Origin of the sequence: Natronomonas sp. (genome assembly GCF_046483325.1) — an archaeon.
Classification (GTDB): Archaea; Halobacteriota; Halobacteria; order Halobacteriales; family Haloarculaceae; genus Natronomonas.
The window spans coordinates 101,218-123,680 of record NZ_JAWODL010000024.1; the positions used below are offsets into that span (position 1 = coordinate 101,218).

28 protein-coding genes and 2 tRNA genes are annotated in these 22,463 nt (G+C 62.4%); 13 read left to right on the plus strand and 17 right to left on the minus strand.

What is annotated here, in order from left to right; genetic code table 11:
* Nucleotide 1: 1 nt before the first annotated feature.
* The 4 genes from R6U53_RS07995 to R6U53_RS08010 all read right to left on the minus strand — a co-directional run bounded on the left by R6U53_RS07995 (nucleotide 2) and on the right by R6U53_RS08010 (nucleotide 2,726).
* The gene (locus R6U53_RS07995) at nucleotides 2–1,033 is read right to left on the minus strand and encodes a presenilin family intramembrane aspartyl protease PSH (RefSeq protein WP_410321832.1); all 1,032 of its coding nucleotides are present in this window, start codon (nucleotides 1,031–1,033) and stop codon (nucleotides 2–4) included.
* A gap of 69 nt (nucleotides 1,034–1,102) precedes the next feature.
* Entirely contained in the window at nucleotides 1,103–1,330 is a 228-nt protein-coding gene (locus R6U53_RS08000; protein WP_410321833.1) for an H/ACA ribonucleoprotein complex subunit GAR1, read from the minus strand.
* Nucleotides 1,327–1,605, minus strand: coding sequence for a signal recognition particle subunit SRP19 (gene srp19, locus R6U53_RS08005; RefSeq protein ID WP_410321834.1), 279 nt, complete (start codon nucleotides 1,603–1,605; stop codon nucleotides 1,327–1,329). Before srp19 ends, R6U53_RS08000 begins: the two co-directional genes overlap by 4 nt.
* 59 nt (nucleotides 1,606–1,664) lie before the next feature.
* Nucleotides 1,665–2,726, minus strand: coding sequence for a PGF-CTERM-anchored ABC transporter substrate-binding protein (locus R6U53_RS08010; protein WP_410321835.1), 1,062 nt, complete (start codon nucleotides 2,724–2,726; stop codon nucleotides 1,665–1,667).
* A 59-nt stretch (nucleotides 2,727–2,785) separates the two neighbouring features.
* On the opposite strand from R6U53_RS08010, the gene btuC reads away from it, so the two are divergent.
* Both btuC and R6U53_RS08020 read left to right on the plus strand, forming a co-directional pair.
* On the plus strand, nucleotides 2,786–3,832 hold the full coding sequence (gene btuC / locus R6U53_RS08015; RefSeq protein ID WP_410321836.1) for a vitamin B12 ABC transporter permease BtuC: 1,047 nt from the start codon (nucleotides 2,786–2,788) through the stop codon (nucleotides 3,830–3,832).
* Nucleotides 3,829–5,007: a heme ABC transporter ATP-binding protein gene (locus tag R6U53_RS08020; protein ID WP_410321837.1), complete on the plus strand. Its 1,179-nt coding sequence runs from the start codon at nucleotides 3,829–3,831 to the stop codon at nucleotides 5,005–5,007. Before btuC ends, R6U53_RS08020 begins: the two co-directional genes overlap by 4 nt.
* Nucleotides 5,008–5,022: 15 nt before the next feature.
* On the opposite strand, the gene R6U53_RS08025 is transcribed toward R6U53_RS08020, so the two are convergent.
* From R6U53_RS08025 to R6U53_RS08040, 4 genes are all read right to left on the minus strand, one after another.
* Nucleotides 5,023–5,181 carry a hypothetical protein gene (locus tag R6U53_RS08025; protein ID WP_170964419.1) on the minus strand — a complete coding sequence of 53 codons (159 nt, stop codon included), beginning with the start codon at nucleotides 5,179–5,181 and terminating at the stop codon, nucleotides 5,023–5,025.
* Between the two features lie 101 nt (nucleotides 5,182–5,282).
* A complete protein-coding gene (locus tag R6U53_RS08030; RefSeq protein WP_410321838.1) occupies nucleotides 5,283–5,786 on the minus strand; it encodes a cupin domain-containing protein in 504 nt (167 codons plus the stop codon).
* A gap of 236 nt (nucleotides 5,787–6,022) precedes the next feature.
* A tRNA-Thr gene (locus tag R6U53_RS08035) sits at nucleotides 6,023–6,095 on the minus strand.
* 63 nt (nucleotides 6,096–6,158) lie between these two features.
* Complete coding sequence (locus R6U53_RS08040; RefSeq protein WP_410321839.1) at nucleotides 6,159–7,148, minus strand: class I SAM-dependent methyltransferase; 990 nt, start codon at nucleotides 7,146–7,148, stop codon at nucleotides 6,159–6,161.
* A gap of 105 nt (nucleotides 7,149–7,253) precedes the next feature.
* On the opposite strand from R6U53_RS08040, the gene dph5 reads away from it, so the two are divergent.
* Nucleotides 7,254–8,054 carry a diphthine synthase gene (gene dph5, locus R6U53_RS08045; RefSeq protein WP_410321840.1) on the plus strand — a complete coding sequence of 267 codons (801 nt, stop codon included), beginning with the start codon at nucleotides 7,254–7,256 and terminating at the stop codon, nucleotides 8,052–8,054.
* A gap of 98 nt (nucleotides 8,055–8,152) precedes the next feature.
* On the opposite strand, the gene R6U53_RS08050 is transcribed toward dph5, so the two are convergent.
* The 3 genes from R6U53_RS08050 to R6U53_RS08060 all read right to left on the minus strand — a co-directional run bounded on the left by R6U53_RS08050 (nucleotide 8,153) and on the right by R6U53_RS08060 (nucleotide 11,320).
* Nucleotides 8,153–9,169 (minus strand): hypothetical protein, encoded by a 1,017-nt coding sequence (locus tag R6U53_RS08050; protein WP_410321841.1) that lies wholly within the window; start codon nucleotides 9,167–9,169, stop codon nucleotides 8,153–8,155.
* A complete protein-coding gene (artA, locus tag R6U53_RS08055) occupies nucleotides 9,166–10,119 on the minus strand; it encodes an archaeosortase A (RefSeq protein ID WP_410321842.1) in 954 nt (317 codons plus the stop codon). Before artA ends, R6U53_RS08050 begins: the two co-directional genes overlap by 4 nt.
* Nucleotides 10,120–10,204: 85 nt before the next feature.
* Nucleotides 10,205–11,320, minus strand: a complete 1,116-nt coding sequence (locus R6U53_RS08060; protein ID WP_410321843.1) for an OBG GTPase family GTP-binding protein — start codon at nucleotides 11,318–11,320, stop codon at nucleotides 10,205–10,207.
* 117 nt (nucleotides 11,321–11,437) lie between these two features.
* On the opposite strand from R6U53_RS08060, the gene R6U53_RS08065 reads away from it, so the two are divergent.
* The 3 genes from R6U53_RS08065 (at nucleotide 11,438) to R6U53_RS08075 (ending at nucleotide 13,617) form a co-directional block, all read left to right on the plus strand.
* Complete coding sequence (locus R6U53_RS08065; RefSeq protein WP_410321844.1) at nucleotides 11,438–11,929, plus strand: 50S ribosomal protein L11; 492 nt, start codon at nucleotides 11,438–11,440, stop codon at nucleotides 11,927–11,929.
* Between the two features lie 126 nt (nucleotides 11,930–12,055).
* Nucleotides 12,056–12,472: a 6,7-dimethyl-8-ribityllumazine synthase gene (gene ribH / locus R6U53_RS08070; RefSeq protein WP_410321845.1), complete on the plus strand. Its 417-nt coding sequence runs from the start codon at nucleotides 12,056–12,058 to the stop codon at nucleotides 12,470–12,472.
* Entirely contained in the window at nucleotides 12,469–13,617 is a 1,149-nt protein-coding gene (locus R6U53_RS08075; RefSeq protein ID WP_410321846.1) for a pyridoxal phosphate-dependent aminotransferase, read from the plus strand. Before ribH ends, R6U53_RS08075 begins: the two co-directional genes overlap by 4 nt.
* Before the next feature lie 260 nt (nucleotides 13,618–13,877).
* Here R6U53_RS08075 and R6U53_RS08080 read toward each other — a convergent pair whose 3' ends face one another.
* From R6U53_RS08080 to R6U53_RS08090, 3 genes are all read right to left on the minus strand, one after another.
* Entirely contained in the window at nucleotides 13,878–15,461 is a 1,584-nt protein-coding gene (locus R6U53_RS08080) for a bacterio-opsin activator domain-containing protein (RefSeq protein ID WP_410321847.1), read from the minus strand.
* Nucleotides 15,462–15,546: 85 nt separating this feature from the next.
* On the minus strand, nucleotides 15,547–15,951 hold the full coding sequence (locus tag R6U53_RS08085) for a hypothetical protein (protein WP_410321848.1): 405 nt from the start codon (nucleotides 15,949–15,951) through the stop codon (nucleotides 15,547–15,549).
* A 56-nt stretch (nucleotides 15,952–16,007) separates the two neighbouring features.
* Complete coding sequence (locus tag R6U53_RS08090; RefSeq protein ID WP_410321849.1) at nucleotides 16,008–16,778, minus strand: DUF2797 domain-containing protein; 771 nt, start codon at nucleotides 16,776–16,778, stop codon at nucleotides 16,008–16,010.
* Between the two features lie 93 nt (nucleotides 16,779–16,871).
* On the opposite strand from R6U53_RS08090, the gene R6U53_RS08095 reads away from it, so the two are divergent.
* Nucleotides 16,872–17,198 carry a BsuPI-related putative proteinase inhibitor gene (locus R6U53_RS08095; RefSeq protein WP_410321850.1) on the plus strand — a complete coding sequence of 109 codons (327 nt, stop codon included), beginning with the start codon at nucleotides 16,872–16,874 and terminating at the stop codon, nucleotides 17,196–17,198.
* A 1-nt stretch (nucleotide 17,199) separates the two neighbouring features.
* On the opposite strand, the gene R6U53_RS08100 is transcribed toward R6U53_RS08095, so the two are convergent.
* Complete coding sequence (locus R6U53_RS08100; protein WP_410321851.1) at nucleotides 17,200–18,129, minus strand: NAD-dependent epimerase/dehydratase family protein; 930 nt, start codon at nucleotides 18,127–18,129, stop codon at nucleotides 17,200–17,202.
* A gap of 97 nt (nucleotides 18,130–18,226) precedes the next feature.
* Here R6U53_RS08100 and R6U53_RS08105 point away from each other — a divergent pair, with 97 nt between their 5' ends.
* Nucleotides 18,227–18,769, plus strand: a complete 543-nt coding sequence (locus tag R6U53_RS08105) for a tRNA (cytidine(56)-2'-O)-methyltransferase (RefSeq protein WP_410321852.1) — start codon at nucleotides 18,227–18,229, stop codon at nucleotides 18,767–18,769.
* A 7-nt stretch (nucleotides 18,770–18,776) separates the two neighbouring features.
* On the opposite strand, the gene R6U53_RS08110 is transcribed toward R6U53_RS08105, so the two are convergent.
* Entirely contained in the window at nucleotides 18,777–19,133 is a 357-nt protein-coding gene (locus R6U53_RS08110; protein WP_410321853.1) for a HesB/IscA family protein, read from the minus strand.
* A gap of 149 nt (nucleotides 19,134–19,282) precedes the next feature.
* Here R6U53_RS08110 and R6U53_RS08115 point away from each other — a divergent pair, with 149 nt between their 5' ends.
* From R6U53_RS08115 to R6U53_RS08135, 5 genes are all read left to right on the plus strand, one after another.
* Complete coding sequence (locus R6U53_RS08115; protein WP_410321854.1) at nucleotides 19,283–19,552, plus strand: hypothetical protein; 270 nt, start codon at nucleotides 19,283–19,285, stop codon at nucleotides 19,550–19,552.
* Between the two features lie 57 nt (nucleotides 19,553–19,609).
* A tRNA-Val gene (locus R6U53_RS08120) sits at nucleotides 19,610–19,684 on the plus strand.
* 224 nt (nucleotides 19,685–19,908) lie between these two features.
* Nucleotides 19,909–21,195, plus strand: coding sequence for a hypothetical protein (locus R6U53_RS08125; RefSeq protein ID WP_410321855.1), 1,287 nt, complete (start codon nucleotides 19,909–19,911; stop codon nucleotides 21,193–21,195).
* 310 nt (nucleotides 21,196–21,505) lie between these two features.
* Nucleotides 21,506–21,991 (plus strand): DUF5796 family protein, encoded by a 486-nt coding sequence (locus R6U53_RS08130; protein ID WP_410321856.1) that lies wholly within the window; start codon nucleotides 21,506–21,508, stop codon nucleotides 21,989–21,991.
* Nucleotides 21,991–22,242, plus strand: a complete 252-nt coding sequence (locus R6U53_RS08135; protein WP_410321857.1) for a hypothetical protein — start codon at nucleotides 21,991–21,993, stop codon at nucleotides 22,240–22,242. Before R6U53_RS08130 ends, R6U53_RS08135 begins: the two co-directional genes overlap by 1 nt.
* Nucleotide 22,243: 1 nt before the next feature.
* On the opposite strand, the gene R6U53_RS08140 is transcribed toward R6U53_RS08135, so the two are convergent.
* On the minus strand, nucleotides 22,244–22,378 hold the full coding sequence (locus tag R6U53_RS08140; RefSeq protein ID WP_410321858.1) for a hypothetical protein: 135 nt from the start codon (nucleotides 22,376–22,378) through the stop codon (nucleotides 22,244–22,246).
* Between the last annotated feature and the right edge of the window lie 85 nt (nucleotides 22,379–22,463).

The following is a 22,463-nucleotide window of genomic DNA, read 5'->3' on the forward strand; positions in this document are numbered from 1 at the left end:
GTCACAGGTACGGCGCGAGTCCGAGCGACTCGACCAGCGCGATTCCGGCGGCTATCGCCCCGACGAGGTAGCCGGCGATGGCACCGGTGTTCAAAAGCGGGAGGCCCGCGTGAGCCCGACCTTTCATCACCATCCACAGTAACGCGATGAGTCCGCAGAGCGTCCCGACCATCGCCCCGAGCGCGGGGACCGTCATCGCGACTCCCGGCACGTCCAACAGCGCCGCGCCGCCGGGGCGGAACACGGCCGCCGAGGCGACGAGAATCGTCGGGATGACCGCATCGCCCAATCCGATGAAAAACGCGTCGCGTGCGAGCGGATCGTCCGACTCTTGTGGAGGATCCGTACTCTCTGCGCCCTCGTCCGATCGTTCGCTCTCGTCGCCAGCTGCTCCAGCTGTCTCGTCTTCCTCGCGATCGAGCGTTTCTGGACCCGTCTCATCGAGAAACGAATACGAGAGCGTCAGCGGAATCACGAGCACGACCGGCAACCGAAGATCCATCACACCGGAGGCGAGCGTGAGCATGTGTTCGGTCCCGTAGACGGAGATCGCATCGTAGACTGCCAACACTACCAGTAACACGAGCGCGGGCAGGAGTCCGAAACTGATGCCGAACAGGCCGGCCGCGCCCGCGCCCATGACGATTCCGGCGGCGTCAATCACGTACCACTCGGGATACACGAGGAGTCCGACGCCGAGCGCGAGCGCCGCGAGTACCGCGAGAACGTTGAGACCGGCAACGGAGACGATCGATGGAACGACGATGCTGAACACGTAGAAGGCGAGGAACACCGAGGCGAAGACGATGAGCCCCTGCAGGAGCCGGTCGACACCGAACTTCATCGCCGCGAGCATCACGGCCGTGGCGACGAGAATCGCACCGATGTACAACAGACTGTTCGTCGGATCGGAGGGGTCCTCGACGGTCTGGTAGCCGGCGTCAATGAACGGCTCGACCAGCGCAAGCGAGCCGAGTTGGATGAGGACGAAAAGCCCCACGGTGGCGACGACGGCGACGGCGGCCCGGTTCATACGGTACCGTTCTCCGGCGGTCGTTTGGACGTTGCGGTTCGAGAACGATGGACGAAAGACCGGCGGGAATTATCTCGCGTACAGCTTCTCGCCGAGCAGCGTCGCTAACGGAACGTTTCGATCCGGCGACACGGCGATGTACGGACCATCAACGGGGCCGAACACGTCCACGACACGACCGACGGTTTCGAGATCCGAATCGAGGAGCTCCGTCCCGATTCTCGGGTGTGAGTCGTCCGACGAACGGACGATGGCCAGTCCCTGGGCGGTTCGGACGATCTCACCGACGCGTTTCATTCGCGGAGGGCGACGACGTACGCGGCGACCGCCCCAAGCAGATCGGATTTCGACGCGTCGTCGGCCCCTTTGACGACGACTCGTCCGCGTGGTTCGTACTCCCGTGGGTACGTTCGATCCCGATCGATTACGGCGTCGTAGCCGACCTGTTGGACCGCGCTCGCGATCTCGTCGACGGTCGGTTCCGAGACGGCGAGATCCAAGGGGACCCGTCGCCCCTCGCTTCGGGAGAGGTCGGCATCGAGGTAGGCGGGCCAGATGACGTTTTCGACCATATCCGAGCCTGCGCGTTGGGAGCCTAAAAACCGGGCGGTCCGCGCTTGTCGGTCCGCGGTTATCGACTTCGAACGAAGAAAATGGCGACCGAGAGCGCAACGAGTGCCGTTACGACGCCGAACCCGGATTGGTCTTCGGGGGAGCCGTCCGTCGGCGTCTGTTCGTCCTGCGTCGGCTCCGTTCCGGGTTCACCCTCGCGCTCGTCTTCGAGTTCAGCCTCGCGTATCGCCGTTGCGACCTCCTCGATCGCGATGGCGATTCGCGGGGCCGGCTGACTCAGGTAGTTACCGTTGACGACCGCGATCTGATCGTTCTGAACGGCGAACGTCGATTCGAACGCAGGCGAGTCCGGAACGCCCGGCCCGTCGTCGGCGACGACGATGACCTCGGGGTTCCACTCGACGACCGCTTCGTCGTTCACTTGGCCGTAGCCCTCGACACCGTTTTCTGCGGCGATATTCTCACCGCCCGCGGCCGTGATGACCTCGTCGATGAAGGTCCCTGACCCGGCCGTGAAGTTGTCCGTGTAGTGGAGTACGCGCGGGGCGTCGCGATCCTCTGTTTGTGCGCGTGCCGCATCGATCCGATCCCAGTACTCTTCGTTCACTTCGGCCGCCTCCTCGCACGATCCGATGAGCCGCCCAGTCGACTCAGTTTTTTCGGCGATGAACTCCAGCGACGTGCCGAAGCCGAACTTGAAGACGGTCTGGTTCGCGTCCCGAAGCTGTTCAACGGTCTCATCGGGGACGATGTTCGGCGCGAGCACGATGTCGGCGTCTAACTCGACGACCGCTTCCTGATTGACGGCGAACTCGTCGAGGTTCAGTACGTTCTCTTTGTCCTCGACTCCTTCCAGGTAGTCCGTGTAGGAAGCGATCGGAGCCCCGACGACTCGATCCCGGGCGCCGAGTTCCCAGACGGTCTGTGCGGCACTCGGCTGTAACACGACGATTTCGTCGGGGCGCTCTTGGACGGTCACCGTCACGCCGGTCGCATCGGTCTCTGACACCGGGAACGAGCACTGGGTATCGTGGCTCTCCGCAGCGGCCATCGGAGCACCAGCGGCGAGCGACGCGACGAGAAGCATCGAAACCAAAAGGAGTGAACTTCGGGAACTCATGGTTTGAACAGAACGACGAGGACAATAAGTATTTGACTAACGCAAACTCAGTTGCGAACATGTCCTTGCGGCGGACGCTCGCTTGGTCGGGTGCGTTGAGCACGTTGCTCGTCGTGATCGTCGTCGTGAGCGCCGCCCTCGGTTACGCCGCGATTGGTCCAATGGAGGTCGCCTACGTCCTGTTGAACGAGATCCGGTTGCCAAGTCTCGACGGAACGACACCGGTGTGGATTCGTCCGTTCCACTTCGAGGTCGCCTCCTCGACTGCGCTCATCGTCCGGCAGATCCGACTTCCGCGGATCGTTTTGGGGGCGATCGTCGGCTTCGCGCTCGCGCTCGCGGGAACGGTCATGCAGGGATTCTTCCGAAACCCGATGGCGGATCCCTCGATCATCGGGGTCTCCTCCGGCGCCGCGGTGGGTGCCGTCGCGTTCATCGTGCTTCCGCTTTCGGTGCCGTTCGGCCGGACTGCGTTCGCCTTCTGTGGCGCTCTCATCGCTGCCTTCGCCGTGTATGCTATCGCCACCGAGGGCGGCCGGACGCCCGTCTCGACGCTTCTGTTGGCCGGTGTCGCCCTCCAGACGTTCCTCGGGGCGGTCATCTCGTTTATGCTGTTGAACGCGGGTGACAACCTCGAAACGGCCGTCTACTGGCTCATGGGTCACCTCCACGACAGCACCTGGGGTCGCGTTCGATTGGCACTCCCCGTCGTCGTGTTGTTTTTCGCGGTCCTGCTCGCGTACGCTCGCGATCTCAACGTGTTGCTGTTGGGCGAGGAAGACGCCCACACGCTCGGTATCGAGGTCGAACGGACGAAACGGATCCTGCTCGCGACGTCGAGCGTCGTCACGGCGTCCGCGGTCGCGGTCGCGGGCGTGATCGGGTTCGTCGGGCTCATCGTGCCGCACATGATGCGAATCGTCGTCGGGCCCGACCATCGGATCCTCCTCCCGACGAGCGCGCTGGCCGGCGCTGCCTTCCTCGTCGCGACCGACACGGTGGCGCGGTCGGGTCCCACAGAGGTCCCCGTCGGTATCGTCACCGCGGCGATCGGCGCGCCCTTCTTTTTGTATCTGCTCCGAAAACGCGAGGTGCACGCGCTGTGATCGAGTTCGATGGCGTTGGTGTCGACTTCGGCGACGTGACCGTTCTCGACGACGTCGACCTGCCGGTCGGGAGCGGGGAGTTCCTCGCGTTGGTCGGGCCGAACGGCGCGGGAAAGACCACGTTGTTGGGAACCTGCAACGGACTGCTCTTACCTGATCGTGGCGTGGTCCGCGTAGATGATCGGAACGTGGCCGACTGTTCGGCCCGGGAGATCGGTCGATTGGTCGCGACCGTCTCACAGGAAACGTCGGTCGCGTTCGAGTTCGACGTTGCAGATATCGTCGCGATGGGCCGGACACCGCACCGTTCGCGATTCGAACCGGCCGACGACGCGGATCGGGCGGCCGTCGAGGCCGCGCTCGAACAGACGGATACAGCACGGTTTGCCGACCGTTCCATCGAGGAATTGAGCGGCGGTGAGCGACAACGCGTCATCGTGGCTCGTGCGCTCGCACAGGAGACTCCCGTTCTCCTCCTCGACGAACCGACGGCCAGCCTCGATATCAATCATCAGATCAGGACGCTCTCGCTGGCGAGAACGCTCGCCAACGACGGGCGGACGGTGGTCGCGGCGATTCACGATCTGGAACTCGCGGCGCGCTTTTGCGACCGGATAGCGTTGCTCTCGGACGGGACGATCCTCGCCGAAGGATCGCCTGAAACGGTCCTCACGTCGGAGCGACTCGAATCGGCGTTCGGCGTTCGAACCGCCGTCTCGACCAATCCGATCACAGGCACTCACGCGGTGACGCCGCTCTCGGACGAACCGCCGAACGGAATGTGCGTCCACGTGCTTGGATCCGGTGAGTCAGCGGCTCGAACGATCGGGAGATTGGTCGACGCTGGCATATCCGTGACAGTTGGCGTTCTTCCCGAGGGTGACGTCGCAGCGGTCACCGCACGAGGACTCGCTCGGGAAGTCGTGACCGCACCGGCGTTCGAACCGATCTCAGCGGACCGACTCGCAACCGCCGAGTCGCTCGTTACGGCCGCGGATGCGACTATCGTCGCGGGTCCGATCGACGGCTCGAACGAGCGACTCGCTCGTACCTCGGAGCCGCTCTTCGTCCTCGAAGGTGTGTCGAACCCGCCAGCGGAAGCCCACGTCATCGCAGAACACGACTTTCACCAACGGATCGAGTTGCTATCACCCGATCCAACACCGCCACAATGAAACCGTTCGGCCGGGTCAGTTCTGCCGCGTCGAGCGCGCTTCTCGGACCTCTGCACCGTCTCTGAGTTTATCCTCACAGTTCGGACAGACCCGAACCGTCGACATCCCCTGCGGAGCGAACACGCGCACGTAGTTGTCGGTCACGAACGCGTCGCAGTTGCGGCAGTGTGGCATATTGTACACTCTCGAAGAGAGTGTCAAATATCTTTCCCCATTCCAGGGAAAATACGATATCACGGCTCGGTCGGTTCCACCTGCTTGGCGGTGTCACTCGTTCAGATAGCGAACCGATGACCACACGCCATACAGGTGTACTCGAACTGTCCCTCCTCGCTCAGCGAGACGCCATGTCCGGTCTCCTCACCGCACTCCCGGCAAGGGATCGCCGCCTCTATCTCCTCCCAGTCGTGTTTCGATGCCGGCGCGCCGAGGGCGAACCCGACGACCGGTTCCTCGCTCTCCTCGTCGTTGTATCCCGTCTGAAACTCTCCAGCGGGGAACCGGATCACTTCACCCGCACCGACGGTGACCGATTCGGTAGCCTCGCTGTCGGGGGCGTCGGCCACCTCGAACGTTGCCTCACCCGATCGGATGTAGAACACTTCCTCTTGATCGTGGTGAGTGTGAAGCCCCCCGGAAAACGCTTCGCCGGGTTCAAGTTCGAAGTAGTTCATCGCGAAGTGATCGGTATCCAGCGCCTCGGAGACCGGACGCCGAACGCTGTGTATCCCGTGGGGGTGTACCTCGACATCGACGTCTTCGATTGCGATCTTGCGCATACCGATTCATCCGTGGGTATGTGTTATGGGTTTTATCACCTCACGGTGGGTGTAGCGCCAAGTGCCGTCGATTGCCCTCCTCCCGCGGCCAAAGACGCGGGGATGCGCTCGCACTATGTATCAGAGTGATAAGACCTACTCGAACGTCTCTCGAGGAAATCCCTCTAAAAGGAATATTGAACCGTTATGCGCTCTAATAGCCATTAACCGTCATTCGTGAGGCGTAGCCGAACGAAAGCCGGAGGAGGGATTTGAACCCTCGACCTAATCCTTACGAAGGATTCGCTCTGCCAGCTGAGCTACTCCGGCGCACATCCGGTAGTGGGGGCATACGCCAGATAAGGGTTGCGAACTCGTCCGGCCGCAGTCGGGTCATCGCCGTCGCAATCGAGCGTCGAGACAGAGGTTCAACTCGTGGGGTGCATACGAGCGGACCTCGTGTCGCGTCTCGATCTCAACCGCGTACTCCGGCTCCGCAGCGTCGCAGATCGCCGCCTCGCCGGGACCGAACGGGTCCGAATCGGGCTGGATATCGTAGTAGTGGAGCCGACAGTCGTCGCTCGCGAGCTCGATGGCGGTGTCGAGGAATTCGTCGGCCCTGTGGGGGAGATTCATGACGATTCGATCCGCCCAGCCGTCGTAGCCGGTGACGTCCCGCACGTCACCACATATCGCTGTCACCCGATCGGTGACCCCGTTTCGCTCGGCGTTCCGTCGCAGGTATTCGATCGCCGCCTCGTTCAAATCGACGCCGACGCACTCCGCGCCGCGTTTCGCCGCCGGGACGACGAACGGGCCGACGCCGGCGAACATATCGAAGAACCGCTCCCCGGACTCGACCTGCTCGATCACGCGGTGCCGTTCGGTGGCGAGCCGCGGCGAAAAGTACACTTCTGTGATGTCGAGTTCGAATTCACAGCCGTACTCGCGATGGACGGTTTCGGTGTCGTCCCCACCCAGCACGTCCCACTGTCGAACGCGGAGTTCACCCTCGATGGGCGACGCTCGGTTGACGACGGTCTCGGCTCGAACGTCCGAGGCCAATATGGCGTCGGCGATCGTCTGCGCGCGCTCGTCGTCGTCCTCGGCGACGATGACGACGTCGCCGAGGCGCTCGTAGGAGGGTTCGAAGCCGAGGATGTCCGCCGGAAACGTCTGTGCCTCCCGACGAGGTAGGTCGCGCTCGACGACCTCCAACTCGGGGTCGATCGACCGGGGATCGGCCGCCGGATCGAGCGGGATGTATATTTCACCGTCGACGACTTCGATCTCGTACTCGCCCGACAGCGCGTCCGCTTCGACGAGCAGTTGGCGGACTTCCTCGCCGTCCTCTCGGGCGGTGCGAACGCAACGAACCGACATACCGAACGGTCGGAGAGCCCCGGCGGTAAGTGTACCGCTCCGTTTCGACTGGCCGTCTCATCGAAGAAACGCGGGGCTTTTGCCCGGCGGGAGTCGACGGAAGGTATGCTCACGTTCGTCGGTCTCGGACTCTACGACGAGCGGTCGATCACGGTCGAGGGCCGATCCGCCATCGCCGACGCCGACCGCGTGTTCGCGGAGTTTTACACCAGCAAACTCGTCGGAGCGACCGTCGAGGAACTCGAAGCGTATCACGAAGCGGAAATCGAAGTTCGCGATCGGTCGGGCGTCGAGGGGACGCCGGAGCCGATCCTCGACGCCGCGGCGGACGGTGACGCGGTCTTTCTCACGGCCGGCGATACGATGATCTCGACGACGCACGTCGATCTTCGCCTCCGGGCCGCGGACCGAGGCATCGACACGCACGTGATTCACGGGACGACCGCCGAGGCGGCTGCCGCCTCGCTGACCGGCCTGCAGAACTACCGATTCGGGAAGGCGACGACGCTCCCGTTCGCCTACGCCCACGGCGGCGACGGCGTCCCGGGGAGCGTCGTCGACACGATCGCCGACAACCGCGAGCGGGGGCTTCACACGCTCGTCTACCTCGACATCAAGGTCGGAATCGGTCCGATGGGGCCGGACCCCGATCACGAGGAGTACATGACCGCCGACCACGCGGCGGGCCGACTGGCCGACGAACTCGACACCCTCGGTGTCGTCGTCGCCCGGGCCGGGAGTCCGGAGCCGGTCGTCGCCGCCGATCGGCTCTCGGCGCTCGCCGAACGGACGTTCGGCGATCCGTTGCACTTGCTCGTCATCCCTGGTGATCTCCACGTTATCGAACACGACGCGCTTGTCCGACTCGCAAACGCGCCCGAATCGGCGGTATCGGCTCCGATGTAAACTACCCCACTCCACTCCACTCCTTCGGCGCATACGCGCCTCGATCCTCGAGGCCGGAGGCACCACCTTGAATCACGCTGAACCGGCGAGACGCCCGTTTACCAGTACACCTCGTCGGCGCGGTGGCCGTCGTCGTACGCCGCGAGCCCCTCGCCGAGAATGCGAGTTACCCGAACGTCGTCGTACAGCGTCGAGTGGGTGTAATCGAGAAACGTCATCGGGAGTCGAAGCTCTCCGTCGACTCTGAGCGCACTCAAGAGCCCGGTGAACGCGTGTTTGTGTCGCCGGTCGCTCACGTAGCATGCTGCGACGGGGATCGACTGTCGAGTCGGTCGGAGCGCCTGGAACCCTTCGATGGATCGATACACTAACTCCCAACAGAAGATGCCGGTCCCCTCCGACTCCAGCAACGCCTCGAACGTGACGTCGTCTTCGAAGTGCTCTCGGAGATCGGCCGCGCCGAAGATGACGTTATCCTCGATCGATCCCGCGAGATAGCGCGGAACGTCGTAGCTCGTGTGTTTTCGGAAGCCCTCGGTGAGTCCAGCGACGAGCTCTGCTACATCGCTCGGATCGGTCCCCGTGAACTGCTCGACGATCGCCGGATCGACCGTTCGATCCGCGTACCGTCGAATCGCGGTGACGACTTCGCGACGCGGTTCACCGTCGTCGAAGCGGTCGAAAAACCCCGACGGCTGGTGAAACTCGAAGGTGTACTCGCCGGCGTGAAACGCCGAGAGGTCGTCGAACAGCGATCGAAGGCGGTCGTCGAGTCCGAACTCGGCATCGAGTTCGGCGGCCTCTCGGCTCGTTCCCTCATCGAACGTCAGCCAATCGGTCTCACCGACGAAGACGGCGTTGCCGTCGGCTTGGACCTGAGTTCCTTCGATCTCTTCGTCGTACCGCGGACTCAAGTGCTCCGTGACGACCGATGGCAGATCCTGCGCCTCGAGGTTCGTTCCCCTCCCGAACTGGCCGTAGCCGAGAGTCGTATTGTACAGCGCTCGACCCCCGCCGATCGCGGCGAGCGACGTGCCGCCAGCGAGCAGCACGCGTCGCCGAGTGATCCCTTCGTTATCGGACGCGTTGGCTCCGCTCGAACCGTCCTCACTCACGACTCCGGTTCACCCCCGTCCGGGGCAGTTTCGGGCTCTCGGAGGGTTACGTCGCGGCCCAACAGCACGGAGAGGAGTTCCTCGCCGATATCGAGCAGTTCCGGAACCCATCGGGAGACGAAGAACGCGATACCGACGAGCGCGAAGACGGCGAGCCCCTGCGAAATGACTCGATCCGCGACGAAAAACGAGACGCGCGCTGGTTCGGAGATGCCGAACAGGAACATCACCGGCCCTTCGATCCACGAACCGGCGAACCACTGATAGCCGTTGGCTACGGCGATGAAGACGTTTCGGCCGATGTTGAGCACCCAGATGATCGCGATCGAGACGACGATTCCGATCGCCTTCTTGCGCCGTGACGCGTCCACGGCCGCGATGAGCCCGCCGAATATCGCCATCGCCTCGATGCCCGTGCACGCGAAGACGATCCGCGAGGCCTGTCCCGTCTCCGGGAACCAGAAGGTGTTCATCACCGTCGAATCGGGAGCCGGATCCTGGATGAATTGAATCCCGTCGCCGATCCCGAGGGCATCGATCACGAAGGACGTCTGAAATGCGACGGTCTCTATGAGCATAGTCCGGGCGAACGCGGAGGTCTGGAAGGGCAGATAAATGATCGTCATGAACGCGATCGCGCGGGAGAGCGTTAAAAGCGAGTCCCGGCCGTTGAGCACGCGCCAGCCTACGTAGAGACACGCCGGAACGGCGATGACGATGAGTACGGTTTGAACCGCACTCCGATGGATGAGCGCGAAGTGGTGTATCAGGAGGAACCAAAAAATCGCGAACAGCCCCCACGCGGCGGCCGTCAGTTTGAGCGCGAGGGCTCGTTCCCCACGTCGATCGGCGATAACCCCGCCGACGAACACGGCCATCACGATCCACGCGAGCATGTCGGTGTAGGGCAGCACCGAGAACTCGGTGAGCGACTGCAGCGGGAGCGCCATTACCGGAAGAATGCGCAACGATGCGTATATGTTTTGTTGTCGGCGGTGCGGCGTCCGCACGACCCCCGCCGCCGACACGGTGTGATCACTTTCTGGCGACGATCCGCAACACGTCCTCGTCTTTTAATTCGTGGCCGCGGCCGACCTGTTGTTCGTCGTGTTTCGCCGACGGGCCGCTGACGCGTGCGAACCGGAATCGATCGTCGAAACTGCCGCCCAGTTTCTTCAGCGCGTCGTCGACGGTGTTTTCGGATTCAGTCAGAATGAGCGGCTCGTCGTAGTCGATCCCGCGCCCCGGTTTGTCCATGTAAATACGAATCAGTCCGAGGTCGTTCCAGATCGTCTCTTTGAGCGAATCGAGCCCTCGACCGTCCTCGGCGCTCATAAACACGGCTTCCTCGGGATCGATGTCGTGAGCACGGAGGTTCTCCTTGACGGTCTCGACGTAACTCGGATCGATGAGATCGACCTTGTTGACCGCGACGGCGGAGGGGAGGTACTCGCGGTTGTCCTGGAGGGAGTCCACGAGCTGGTCGATCGTGAGATCCTCGCGGATCGTCACGTCGGCGTTGATGTAATCGTACTGTCTGAGCACCGCCATGATCGTCTCGTCGTCGAGCGTTACTCGATCCGAGGTCGTGAGGTTGATCCCGCCCTTGTGGGTCTTTCTGACGGTGACTTGGACCGGCTCGGTGTCGAGTCTGACCTTGTTGTTGTACAGCTCCGTTCGGAGCCGCTCGTATTGGTCGATCTCGAACGCCGAGAGGACGAAGAGAACGAGGTCTGCGGTCCGGACGACCGAAAGGACCGCTTGACCGCCGCCGCGGTTTTCGGCCGCCCCCTCGATGAGCCCCGGCACGTCGAGCAGTTGGATGTTCGCCCCCCGGTAATCGAGCATTCCGGGGTTGACGTCGAGCGTCGTGAACTCGTAGGAGCCGACCTCGCTGTCGGCGTTCGTCAGGGCGTTGAGGAGCGTCGACTTGCCGACGGAGGGGAAGCCGACCAGCGCGACCGTCGCGTCGCCGTGCTTTTCCACCGCGTACCCGCCACCGCCGCTTCCTGAGGACTGTTGACGTTCGAGTTTCTCCTTTTTTTCCGAGAGCTTGGCCTTCAGCCGACCGATGTGCTGTTCGGTCGATTTGTTGTACGGGGTGGTAGCGATCTCCTCTTCGATCGCCTCGATCTCCTCTTTGAGCCCCATTAGCTGGATTGTGTCGCTGATAGCGAAAAAGGCGTTCGGTTGTGCGCCGCAGGGGAGTGCGTGTCATGCCGGAGCGAATCGGTAACCCTTAAAGTCGCCCCGACACTCCGTTGATGTATGGCTGGAACTATCGAAGTGCTCGTCCCCGGCGGGCAGGCCAACCCTGGGCCGCCGCTCGGCCCGGAGCTCGGCCCGACCCCGGTTGACGTGCAGGCGGTCGTCAACGAAATCAACGAACAGACTGCGGCGTTCGACGGCACCGAAGTCCCCGTTACCGTCACGTACGAGGACGACGGTTCCTTCGAGATCGAAGTCGGTGTCCCGCCGACGGCCGCGCTCATCAAAGACGAGGTCGGGTTCGAGACCGGCTCCGGCGAACCGAACGAGAACTTCGTCGCCGACATCACGGCCGAACAGCTCAAGAAGGTCGCAGAGCAGAAACTTCCCGACCTGCTGGCGTACGACGCGCGGAACGCGGCGAAGGAAGTCGCGGGGACCTGTGCGTCTCTCGGCGTCACGATCGAGGGCGAGGACGCCCGGACGTTCAACGAGCGGCTCGACCGCGGCGACTTCGACGGGACGTTCGACGAAGCGAAGGCGGCCGCCTGAACGAGTCGAACGGGTCGAAGCACGAGCGTGGCGATCGATTCTGCGACGTGGCGACGTCGAACGGATCGTAGCACGAGGGGGGAGCGTTTCGGCACTTCTTTTACGTGGCGATACCCATCTTCAGGTATGGTAGCGCTCGGATTGGTGGTCGCGCAGTTCAACAAAGAGCGGCCGGTGACCCACGAAATGGCGTCTCGCGCTCGTGGTGCGGCCGACGAGGCCGACGCCGAGATCGTCGAGACCATCGAGGTCCCGGGTTCGTACGACACGCCGCTGGCGGCGGATCGGCTCGCCCGTCGTGACGACGTCGATGCCGTCGCGGTCCTCGGTGCGATAATCACCGGGGACACGGATCACGACCGGGTGATCGCCGACGCGGCGGCCGCTGGGCTCACGGACGTCTCATTGCGTCGGGACACGCCCGTCACCCTCGGTATCATCGGGCCCGGCATGAGTCTGGCCGAGGCCCAAGAGCGCGTCGGCCACGGCGCGAGCGCCGTCCGAAGCGCTATTTCACTCGCAGAGGAACTCGATACACAATGACACTGAAATTCACGGAGCGCGTCGGCCGGGTCGAACCCAGCGCGACGCTCGCGATCAGCAACCTCGCATCGGAACTGGAAGCCGACGGCGTCGACATCGTCGATCTCTCGGTCGGCGAACCGGACTTTCCGACGCCCGAAAACGTCGTCGAGGCCGGAAAAGCCGCCCTCGACGCGGGACACACCGGCTACACGCCGTCCGACGGTATCCCCGAACTGAAAGAAGCGATCGTCGAGAAACTCGCCGCGGACGGCCTCGACTACGGCACCGACGAACTCATCGTCACGCCCGGCGCGAAGCAGGCGCTCTACGAGACGTTCCAGACGCTCATCGACGACGGGGACGAGGTCGTCCTGCTCGATCCCGCGTGGGTCAGCTACGAGGCGATGGCCAAACTGGCGGGCGGTAGCCTCTCCCGCGTCGACCTCTCCGAAACCGACTTCCAACTCGAACCCGCGCTCGATGACCTCGCGGAGACCGTCTCCGACGACACCGAACTGCTCGTCATCAACTCGCCGTCGAACCCCTCTGGGGCCGTCTTCACCGACGCGGCACTGGAGGGCGTTCGTGATCTTGCTGTCGACCACGATATCACGGTCATCTCCGACGAAATATACGACGCGATCACGTATGGCACGAAGCAGACCTCGCTCGGCTCCCTCGACGGGATGGCCGACCGGACCGTCACGATCAACGGATTCTCGAAGGCGTACTCGATGACCGGCTGGCGACTCGGCTATCTCGCCGCGCCGGAACCGCTCGTCGAGCAGGCCGGAAAGCTCCACTCGCACTCGGTCTCCTGCGCCGTGAACTTCGTCCAACACGCCGGTATCGAGGCGCTACGCAACACCGACGAGACGGTCGCGGAGATGCGGGACGCCTTCGAGGACCGCCGCGACATGCTCGTAGACCTCTTCGACGAACAGGAGATCGACGTTCCCGTGCCGGACGGCGCGTTCTACATGATGCTCCCCGTCGACGACGACGATCAGTCATGGTGTGAGGGCGCGATCGAAGAGGCCCACGTCGCGACGGTTCCAGGCAGCGCGTTCGGGACGCCGGGCTACGCACGGTTGTCCTACGCCGCCAGCGAAGAGCGACTCCAAGTGGCCGTCGAGCGACTCGCCGACGCCGGATACTTGTAACTCGGGATTCCCCCGCGACAAAATTTCCCGCTAATCCACACTAATCCACAAAAGGACCCGTGGTGCCGCCGATCGACCAGCCAGTCCCACTCGGAACGGCCGGTCGATCGATGCCACGGGTGGTGCATCCCCAGTCCACCACCTGATGCCGGCAGAATTCGCCGCCGAATCGGTCGGATCAATAATGATGCGCCCCGATGGTTGTCGGGTTCATCCCCTCGCACAGTAATTTATAGCGCGCACGTTTATTAACAGCCGCTCTAGGTATCTAGATTCTCGAAGTACGCCTCGACGAGCGCCCGCTGTGCATTCCGAATGTGGTAGTGAAACGTTGGAGAGCTAACGCACATCGAACCGGCGATCTCCTCCGCGGTTGCATCGCGCGGCCACGAAAAGTACCCGCGCAGGTGTGCGTGCCGGAGGGCCGTCCGTTGTCGTTCCGTCAGCTGATCTGAGACGGTCTTCCAGAACTCTCCGGCGGTGCGTATCGGCCGATCGAGCTCGCGCTTCGAGACGAGCGTCGCATCGTAGCGACTCTCGGCCATCTCGACGAACGCACGAATATCGGCGCGGCCGGGCACTTCGACCACGAACGTCGCCACGCCATCTCGCGCCACGATGGAGACCAACACCGCACCGGCGTCGAAGAACTGCTCGATGAGCGGATTCAACAGGACGAACTCGTAGATACCTTCTTCGCGATCACCCGAGAGATGAGAGATCTCCTCGATATCGGACCGATCTCTGGCTATTTCGAGAACTCTGTCCGGTTCCAGTCCCCGTATGGTGATCAGGTGCCGATACGTGCCGACGCTAGTCGATTGGGACCACTCGTACGTACACTCACCCGTCGCTTCCATCGACAGTTCTCCGAGAAGCGTCTCGGTTTTTTCGGCCCGAAACGTCAACTCCGTCGACGTCTCAGCGAGTACCAACCGCTGTGTCCGTATGATGTGAATACCGAAGCCGATGATCTCTCCGAGGCGCTCGAACGCGGCCTGTTCATGTCTGCCGAACGCATCTGGCCGGGGTGAGTAGACGCCCAGAACGCCGAGAATGGTATCTTGATAACTGATCGGGACGGCGATCCCCGATCGAGTGTTGCGCTCTTCGGCCATCTCTTTGAGTTGCTCCGGGATATCGAGCTCAGAGATCCGTTGGGACACTTGAACCTCGCCCGTCTCGATGGCTTTTGCCGCCGGACGGTCCCAGTCAGCATCGTTGAGCGCTTTCACCGCTGAAAGGAAGTCGTCAGACGGGCTCACACCCACGCTGGGAGTAACGTCGGCGTTCGGCTCGGTCCGTCCGATCCAGACGGAGCGATACAGATCCGACGCCGACAGTCGTTCACACACGGCCGCTTCGAGTTCGTCCCGGTCCGCGGCGTCGATCACCGCGTGTATGACATTGTAGACGGTTTCGCTGATCCGATTCAGTGTTCCGAGTTCGTCTCTGTGTCTCCGTATTTCGAGTTCGCGCTTGTTCCGGCCAGTGAGTTCGCGGCCGATACAGACGATTCCCGAGCCGAAGTCGGTCTGGATGGGCCGCCCGTTGAACTCGTACGGCCGTCGTTCGCCATCCTCCGTTCGGACGTCGATCGCCACGGTTCGATCGGGCGGTTTGTCGTCGATCCGTTCGAAGGCCACTCGAATGATATCTCGGTCGCTCGACGCCACGAGATCGAATACGTGGCGGTCCTCCAGCGCCTCGTCCCCGTATCCGGTGACCTTCCGAAACCGATCGTTCCACCACTGTAACCGCCCTTCTCGATCGATGACACACGCCAGATCAGGCATGGACTCGAGCACTTCGATCCCCGATATTCCCAGTTCACCCTTCGACATATTCACCTCTCTCTTCGCTCTGGTTTGGCACTGCGCCTTCGGGAGACAAAAAACGATCTGTTGAACCCGTCGATCAGTTTAATAGCTAGTCTTCGAGTGCGTCGGCGATTCGCTGGATCTCACGGCGGATGTCGTGGAGTTCGTCTCTGACTTTCCGGACCTCCCGAACGACCTCCTCGTTGCCGCCTTCCTCTTCGGCTGCACCGGGATGACCGCCCATACCGCCGGGACCGCCACCCATACCGCCGGGACCGCCACCGCCCATCATACCGCCCATCATCTGTGCGAAGGGGCTGCCGCCCATGCCCCCGCCCATACCGCCGGGACCGCCACCGCCCATCATCTCCTGCATCTTCTCCTCGCGACTCAACTCCTCGCCGTCCTCGCCCTCTCCTTCCTCCGCGCGCTGTTGTCGTATCTCCTCGACGCGCTCGCGGAACGATTTCTCCTCGCTTTCTCCGTCGGTCTCGGAATTGTCCTCGTCCGTCATAGCCACCACTTTCGGCTCATAATAAAAAAGTCCACAGGGTATGGGACCGCGATCGGCTACGTACCGAACGCACCGAGGTCGGATTGCAGCGCTCGCGGCGTCCTCCCGAGTTCTATCTCGTATCCGAGCAACGATCGCATATCGACGGCGAATCGCCCGCTGGAACGTTCGAGTACGAGGATGCGCCCTTTCGTCCCGAGGACCGTTCCCGTCGCGAGCGTTTCGGCGATCGGCGCGGCGTCGAGATCCAGTCCGTACTCGAAGTCGCAGATCGCCTCCACTTCGAACGGATCCAGAAGCCGCCGCCACGCGTTCTCGTCGATGGCTCGACCCATTCCTTCGATCTTCGTCGACACGCGGACGGAATCGGGAATCGGCGTTTCGGCGGCGATCTCGGCTTCGAGTTCCCTGGCGGTTCGGCCATTCTCGACGTATCGGAGTATCGCCCCTCGATCCGCACCCTGCTCGCGAAGCCGAACCGTCGGGTCCGATCGCCCCGTCACGCCGACTTTGAACGTCGCGGGAGCGAACGCCGCGAGATAGATCGCGTGCTCGCGATAACAGTCCATCTCCGCTTTGAGACACGTTCCGGTGCAGAGTGCACAGATCCACGTCGCGTCGTGGTACTCGCAGTACGGTGTCGCTGGGTTTTCACACTGAACGTGTTCCTCGCCGTCGATCGTCCCGGCGCAGTGGCGATCGCCGAGCGTGTAGGCGAGTTCGTTACCGATCGAGAGCGGTTCGTACTCGACGTCTCCGCCGTTCGAGAGAACGAGCGATGGCTCTCGATCGGTTCCGGCGCCAGTCTCGTATCCGACGATCTGCACGTAGCGTACCTACTCGATCGAGCGGTTTATCGGTTGCTACCGATCACTCCCGAATCGGGGCAACCCTTTTGTTCGACAGCCCGAATTGGTGGTATGCTCGACACGGCGCTGGAGGTGACTGTCGGTGATGGCGTCAGTTTTTGCTTTTCAGTGGTCAACGGCGGCGATACGCCCATCGAGCTCACGTTCACCGACGCTTGTAGGGCCGATTTTGCGGTGTTCGACGGTGGTGCCGAAGTGTGGCGATACAGCGACGGGCGCGCGTTCGAACAGACACTCACGAACGCGGACCTCCAGCCCGGTGAAGCCGCCGATTTTGAGCGACGCTGGCCGGAGTCGATCCCCGGCGATTACACGGCCGAGGCAACGCTCAGAGTCCGCGAACGACACGTATCCGCACGAACGCCGTTTTCAGTTTAACTCACGTGTCGGAGAGGAGTTGTCGAACTGCCTGCCGAACGGCGTCGTCGGAGGACATTCCGGGGGTCCAGCCGGTCGCCGCGAGTTTCTCGATCGAGAGTCGCATTCGCGGGACGTCACCGACCCAGCCGCGCTCGCCGCCAGTGAACTGATACGTCGGATCGACGCCCATTTCGTCGGCGACGATATCTGCGATCCGGCGGACCGAGGTCGTGGTTCGCGTACCGAGATTGTAGGTGTTCATCGGCGCGTCCGCGTGATCGACGACGTGCACGATCGCGTCCAGACACTCATCGACGTGCATGTAGGATTTCTCTTGCCGCCCATCACCCAGAATCTCGAGTTCGCTCGGATCATCGCGCAGTTTATCGATGAAATCCGGGATGACCGCGCCGAGTTGGAGCCGCGGCCCGACGATGTTCGCAAAGCGAAAGTTCCAGACGTCGAACCCGTAGCTGTGGGCGTACACCGACAGCAGTGACTCCTCAGCGAGCTTTGCGGCCCCGTACATGCTGATCGGTTCCAGCGGGGCGTAATCCTCGGGCGTCGGTCGGGGAGCCTCGCCGTACACCGTCGACGACGAGGTGAAGACGATCCGGTCGCAGCCGACGTCGCGCATGCGTTCGAGAACTGACGCCGTCAGCCCCGTGTTCTCGCGGAACTGCGCGTTCGGATCCTCGCTGTCGACGGCCTTGTCGGCGGCGAAATGAAATACCGTGTCCGTTCGACCCGTGATCGCTGCCTCCAGAACGGCTGGCTCCCGAAGGTCCCCATCGACGACCTCCGCACCGTCCGAGATCCACTCTCTGCGACCGTTCTCGAAGTTATCGACGACGACGAGCTCGGTGTCTCCGACGAGCCGATCGGCCAGATGCGAACCGACGAACCCACCGCCACCCGTGATGCAAACGCTCGATCCGGTTCCTTCCATTGGTGGGACTTCTCTCGGGGTCGATAAGTCGGTTTCGACGACACCGTGTTCGCCCGCCGATCGAAACCCCCTAACGCCTCCCGACGAAACGGAGGCCATGCAAGCCGAACACGAGGTCGTCGTCCTCCGATTGGGTCACCGTCCGGGGCGGGACAACCGAATGACGACCCACGTGGGACTGACCGCCCGGGCGCTCGGCGCCGATCGAGTCGTCATCGCCGGAGCGGCATCGGGGTCGAAGAAAACGATCGACGATATCACGGACCGGTTCGGCGGCCCCTTCGACGTCGAATTGACCGACAGTCCGCGGCGAGTGATCCGCGAGTGGGAAGGGACCACGGTCCATCTGACGATGTACGGGCTGCCGATCCAGAACGTCGAGGACGACATTCGACGTGATCTCGACGACGACCCGCTCTTGGTCATCGTCGGCGCCGAGAAAGTTCCCTTCGACGTCTACGAACTATCGGTGTACAACGTCGGCGTGACGAACCAACCGCACTCGGAAGTCGCGGGACTGGCGGTCTTTCTCGATCGGCTCTTTGACGGCCGGGAACTGGGTCGAGAGTGGGAAAACGCCACCCACCGGGTCATCCCGAAAGAGACAGGAAAGAAGGTCGAACCGGTCGAGGAGGCGTGACGGCGTTTCAGGTTCGGAACGATTCGCCGCACCCACACTCGCTTTCGACGTTCGGGTTCTCGACGCTGAATCCCTTCCCCTGCAGTCCGCCCTCGAAGTCGAGGACCGATCCGTCGATGTACTTTTGGCTCGCCGGATCGACGAACACCCTGAGTCCGTGGTGACGAGTGATTGCGTCGTCCTCTTCCGGTCCGATGTCGAACCGTAGGCCGTAGGAGAGTCCGGCACAGCCGCCCTGTTGGACGAACAATCGGAGGCCAGCCTCGTCGGTATCGTACCCCTCGTTTTCGATGAGTGAGAGCGCCTGATCGGCCGCGGCTTCGGTCACGGATACGGGGTCGTCCGATTGAATGCTTTGGCTCATGACTCACCTTACAGTGGCGAGGTCAATAACCCTAACGCCCACCGACGGGTACTCGCCGGACGCTCGATCCCGAATCGGCACAGATCGGAACGATATGTCAGCGCAGCCACAACGGTTTTATTTATTCTCGCCGTATTTTCGCGTGCATTATGAACAAACATTTCGACGATGCGAAATATTATCTGAAACGCGCCGGAGAGACCGCCAAAGCGGGCGTCTCCGAGGAACTCGAACCGCTCCGCGAGCGGATCAACGAACTCATCGACCGCGAGGAGGAGGAACCGGAACCGGGGCGCTTCGACGAGGTTCGACGTGATCTCAAGGAGCTACAGGCCAAAGCCGAGGGCGAGACCCGCGAGGCCATCGCCGACGCCCGCAAGCGGATCGACAACTATCGAGGCGAGCGAGGCGACGCCTGACGGACTCGCCTCCGGTTGAAAAGGGTTAAGTCCGCGGCGGCGATACTCCCGACCGCCGGGTCGGTGGTCTAGCTCGGTTACGACGCCGCCTTCACACGGCGGAGGTCACCGGTTCAACTCCGGTCCGACCCACTTTTGATATCTTTTATACCGGTATCGACGGCACTGCCGAAACGGGCCCGATGTCGTTATCCACCTGTCCGTCGTCGTTTAATAAACGGGCCACATGTATGTAATTCAACGAAACAGTGTCCCACATACTCATTAAAATACCACACATAAATCGGTTTCTAACCGTCTCGAAGCTGTCAATGTTAATAAACGTTTTTTATCATTGCGTATGATTACCAATACCTATGGATGCTTCCACAACGAAACTCCTCGCGCTTGCGATGGCGGCGATAATATTGGTCCCCGCGGTTGGGGTGATCAGTGCCCAAGAACAGCCACCGACGACGAACGTCTCCGACGCTGCGGTATCGTTCTCAGATCAGACGACCGATGGAACGACGGTAACGGTCGATTCGGTCAATACGACCGACGGTGGATTCGTTACGATCCACGATAGCACGCTTCTCGAGGGAGAGGTCCTCGGAAGCGTCATCGGCGTCTCCGAGTTCCTCGAACCGGGGCTGAACGAGAACGTCACGGTCACGTTGTTCGACGTGCCCGGCGCGGAATTCGACCGGACTGCGCTCACCGAAAACGAGACGCTGATCGCGATGCCCCACCGAGATACGAACGACAACGGTACCTACGACTTCGTCGCTACGGAGAGTGCTGAAGACGGTCCATACTTCGATGGCGATGATCCCGTGACCGACGCAGCGAACGTTACGGTGCTCACGGAACAAACGTCTGATGAATCGTTCACGGTCTCCGACCTTTCGGCCCCGGCTTCGGTCGAACAGGGCGAGAGCGCCAATATCAGCGCGATGATCACCAACCCCAACGACGTGGTCGAAACTCAATCCGTCGAGTACCGGTTCGACGGAGAAGTGCTCGTCCGCGAAGAGGTCAGTCTCGAAGCGAACGAATCGACCAACCTCTCGATGACGCTCGATACCTCCGACGTCGAGGTCGGCGACTCGATTCACGGCGTGTACACCCGTGAATCGGGCATCCCAGCACAGATCGCGATCGTCGAAGAGATCGACTCGTTCAGCGTGTCCGAACTGACGGCTCCGGTACGTGTAACTGCGGGCGAGACCGTCTCGGTGAACGCGACGATCACGAACCCCAACGAGTTCGCCGCCGAACAACCCGTCCAGTTCCGATTCAACGGTGCTCTCCTCGAGACGCAAGACGTTTCGCTCGACGGAAACGGCTCTGCGCCCGTCGAATTCACCGTTGATACCGAGGAGTTAGAACCGGGCACGTACATCCACAGCGTCTTTACGATCGACTTCGGTCAGGATGCGCTCATCACGATCGAGGCAGCGGACGACGAACCACCTGTTGAGACGCCCAACGGTAGCGACGGACCGCCCACCGAGACGCCCGAAGATGGCGACGAAAACGGTGACGACACGACGGAGACGCCCACCGAGACGCCCGAAGACGGCGACGAAAACGGTGACGACACGACGGAGACGCCCACCGAGACCGCGACTGACACCGAGGAGGCCGACACCGAAGAGTAGCCGCACACTCGCCGCTCGAAGCGAATGATCTCCACTCGCCTCGAGGAGGATCGTACGTCCCGTCGGTTCTCTTCATCCCATCGTTGTACGCCTCAACGATGCGTTCAAGCGAAGATCCTGACGACCAAACGTTACCGATGAATCCACCGTCCGACTCTGTCCCCGACGATACCGCCCCCAAACGGCCGCCGATCGCGTCGGTCGACCGTTCTCGTGTCGTCGAGGGGGCTTCGACTACCCGGTTTTGGGACTGATGTGATTATACGTCGTACCGTCCCCCTTTTGTCGAGGCGCTTCGAACTCCCGTACGATGACCGAGCGAAGCGACATTGCACCGCAAACGCTCCACGTCTCCCTCGAACCCGAAGGCGTCGAAGTGGAGTACCTCGACGGTCGATCCGTGTTCTATCACGGGGTTCCCCGGAAACGGGGGGGCTCCGTCGTCTGTCCACCCGGCCGTGAGGTACACGTCCTCGTCACGTCGCCCGAGGAGACGGAGGGCGTGATGGTCTACGTCAACGATCGAACCACTCACGACGAGATCCTCGAATCGACCGGAGTCGGGCGAGTCATACTGGAACGCGAGGAGGGAACGTCGTTGTTCCCGGGCGTCGAGGTCACGAATCACGGGTATCGGATCGAGGTCAGGGCCGATCCGGAGATCGCCCGGGGTCGCGTGTTCGTCTTCGCGGAGGATCAAACCGGAGAGACGTCCTACGAACTCGTCTCGCCGGGCGACGACACGAACGGGTCCGATGGGGGAGCCACGGGAGACGGCTCGATCGGGGGTCGCTGATGCCGTTAAAGAAGGCCTGGGAACCGCTCGAACGCTCGACGATCGGCCGCGTCCCTGATCGATACGGCGTCTACGAACTCGGAGACGACGATGGGACCATCATCGCCGTCGAGCACGGTCCGTTGCGAGACGAACTGAAAGAAGCGCTCGCCTACGGGGACGGACGCCGGGTCCGGTGGCAAACGACGCGAAACCGCGCGGAAGCAAAACGCTTGGCGGACGAGCACCGCGACCGGTTGGCGTCTCGGTAGGTCACTGAATATAGCTCGGCCCCTCGGCGTCGCAGTTCTCCTCGTGTCGGGCCGCATCGGTCCGGTCGTCGAAGAGCAGTCCGCATTTTTCGCACTCGTACCACGTCGACCCGTCCCGCTCTGTGGTCGCGACCATACCTAAACGTGCGATATGATCCCGTATAACCGTTGCCCCGTCACCCCGGTCCGACCGTGTGATCGGGGCGGAACGGTAAAGCGGT